General features: G+C 48.3%; 2 protein-coding genes and 1 pseudogene. 2 read left to right on the forward strand and 1 reads right to left on the reverse strand.

Features of this window, described 5'->3' with window-relative positions; genetic code table 11:
* Together JKY90_08525 and JKY90_08530 are read left to right on the forward strand one after the other, a co-directional pair.
* Positions 1 to 1,561 (forward strand): annotated as a pseudogene (locus tag JKY90_08525) (acetolactate synthase large subunit).
* Between the two features lie 32 nt (positions 1,562 to 1,593).
* On the forward strand, positions 1,594 to 2,349 hold the full coding sequence (locus tag JKY90_08530; GenBank protein MBL4852303.1) for an endonuclease/exonuclease/phosphatase family protein: 756 nt from the start codon (positions 1,594 to 1,596) through the stop codon (positions 2,347 to 2,349).
* 250 nt (positions 2,350 to 2,599) lie between these two features.
* Here the strand turns inward: JKY90_08530 and JKY90_08535 are convergent.
* Positions 2,600 to 3,007 (reverse strand): glutaredoxin (locus JKY90_08535; GenBank protein ID MBL4852304.1); only part of this gene is annotated, 408 nt, incomplete at its 5' end.

Raw genomic sequence — 3,007 nt, forward strand, 5'->3', positions numbered from 1 at the left:
GCGAAGAAAATCTCGACCTGATGGATGCCCTGCTAGACTCGCCCATTAAATTTATTACGGTGCGCCACGAACAAGGCGCGGCGTTTATGCCGATGTCTATGGCCGCCTGACCGGCCGTACCGGCGTCTGTCTCTCCACCCTTGGCCCCGGCGCCACCAATCTTATTACCGGCGTCGCCGATGCCAATATGGATTACGCGCCACTCGTCGCCATCGCTGGCCAGGCAGGCACCAACCGCCTACACAAAGAATCACATCAGGTACTCGACCTGCAAGCGGTGTTTAAACCACTGACAAAATATTCCGTGCGGATTTTAACGCCGAATGTCATCAGCGAAATCATCCGCAAGGCCTTTAAATTGGCGCAAACCGAAAAGCCTGGTGCTTGTTTTATCGAATTTCCTGAAAACCTTGCGCCAATGCCGATCGAAGATGCGCCATTAACAGTGCAACAACCTAGCGCACCAGAACCTTCACAAGAGCGCATCACCGCCGCGGCTAACACTATTTCTGCAGCCAAACACCCCATTATTCTCGCCGGCAATGGTGTCGTCAGAGAAAGTGCCTGGACACAACTGGCAAACTTCGCGCACAAACTTAACATCCCCGTCACCAATACCTTTATGGCCAAAGGTGTGATTCCCTTTAAGCACCCCATGGCGTTAGGCACTGCTGGCCTGCAAACTTACGATTATCTCAACCTGGGTTTTGACCAGGCTGATGTGATTATTTGTATTGGCTATGATTTGGTCGAGTATCACCCCCATTTATGGCACCCGACCAAAGACCGAAAGATTGTTCATATCGACATGTCGCCTACCGAGGTTGATGCCCATTACATTGTCGACGTTGGCGTTAATGGTGATATTAAACTGAGTCTTGATCGTATTGCTGAGATTGCTACACCACACAGCGGCCAGCAATTTGGCCATCTACGTCGTATGCTCACTAAAGAGATGAACGAATACAGCAAAGATGATGGCTTCCCCATCAAGCCACAAAAAATCATCTGGGACCTACGTACCGCCATGACCCTTGATGACATCGTTATTTGCGATGTCGGCGCCCATAAAATGTGGATGGCGCGCATGTTCCGCTGTGAACGCCCCAACACCTGTATTATTTCTAACGGCTTTGCCAGTATGGGTATTGCTGTGCCGGGCGCTGTCGCCGCCAAACTGATTTATCCCAAAAAACGTATCGTTGCCGTTACCGGTGATGCCGGTTTTCTGATGAACTCACAAGAAATTGAGACTGCCATGCGCCTCAATGCCCCCATTGTCATATTAATCTGGAATGATGCCAGCTACGGTCTGATTGAATGGAAACAGAAAAACCAATTTGGCCGCACTTCTAACGTCCACTTTAATAATCCTGATTTTGTTAAATATGCAGAATCTTTTGGCGCCAAAGGCTACCGAATTGAGCAAGCAGAAGATTTATTGCCTACCCTAGAAAAAGCCTTATCTGATGAGGTTGTATCAATCATCGATTGTCCAGTCGACTATAGCGAGAACCTCAAGCTCACCGAAAAACTTGGGGCGCTAGTATGTCCAACCTAAACACGATACATGCGGCTAACGAAGAGCCCATCATGCTACGTGAATTAAATTTACTCAGTTATAATATTCAAGTTGCTACGGGGGCGAATCGCTTTCGCCACTACCTAACGAGAAGTTGGCGTCATATTTTGCCGCATCCTGATAGCTTTAGTAATTTAGATGCAATTGCAAAAACAATAACACCTTATGACATAGTCGCCTTACAAGAGGCGGATGCAGGCAGTATACGCAGCGCGCATACCAATCAAACCGAATATATTGCTAAACAAGCAGACTTTCCTTATTGGTGGCATCAAAGTAATCGTCAGATAGGGCGCTTTGCCCATCATAGTAATGGCATGTTAAGCAGGCTAAAACCTCTCGATGTGCGTCAACACAAACTCCCCGGTCGCATCCCGGGTCGTGGCGCCATGGTCGCGCGCTATGGCAACGAAGAAGACCATATCACTATCGTGGTTTTACATCTCGCCTTAAGTCGCCAGGCACGGATAATACAACTTGGTTTTATTGCTGAGCTGATAGAAGGCGAATCACACGTTGCTGTGATGGGAGATTTTAACTGCACTGGCCAAAGTTACGAGATACATCGCTTTGCTGAGAGAGCCGAGCTAGTCATGCCCGACAAACGTTATGATACTTTCCCGAGTTGGAAACCGATGCGAAACATCGATCACATCTTGTTGTCGCCATCACTTAAGGTAAAGAAAATGAGCGTATTATCAGAAAGTGCGTCTGACCACTTACCCATCGCCGTCAATATTAATTTACCTTTTTTATTAACGGCCTAGGGGGTGTTAGCAATTGCCTTCGTTGGTGTGATGCTGAGGCACTATCGTGCTGGCACCAACAGTAGGCGCTTTAGGCGAGACGCGGTGAGGCGTAATAGTCGTTTTATTGCGCCCTGAGGGAATCCGATAGCATTCCTGAGGAAGTACCCTTGGGGTGCAACGAACCGCGACGCCGTCAGCGCGAAAAAGGACCAGAATCTCGCAGCGAACGGTAATTGTTAACACCCCCAAGCACTACCAAACAAATAATTTATCGCCTCTCAGATGACAAAGAACACTGGCCACGATCAGGGTTAGGCTCAACGACTCTATGCAGTAACTCGCTAAGCCGATCTGCGCCGCCAATATACTCACCCTCTATCCATATCTGCGGCACAGTAATCGGGGTTTTAGAGCCGACAACGGGCTTAACTCTCGCTAACATCTCATAGAGCCCTCGCGGTTCTTTCACGACATCGTGATAACGGTATTCTATATTCGCTTCATTAAGATACTGCTTGGCACGCTGACAATGCGGGCAACTCGCTTTACCAAACAGGTGATTGCCTTTAATTTTTTTCTTTCGTGCATAGGTATCGACAACAGCTTGTGTTAATACACCACGATTAAGTGCTGCGCCCTGACTCACAAGCTTGCCATCGACTAATACAATCGGCGC

This window comes from Gammaproteobacteria bacterium, from assembly GCA_016765075.1.
Classification (GTDB): domain Bacteria; phylum Pseudomonadota; class Gammaproteobacteria.

Coding starts and splice junctions, on each gene's coding strand:
- JKY90_08530 (MBL4852303.1), top strand. CDS start 1,594: ATGCTACGTGAATTAAATTTACTCAGTTATAATATTCAAGTTGCTACG.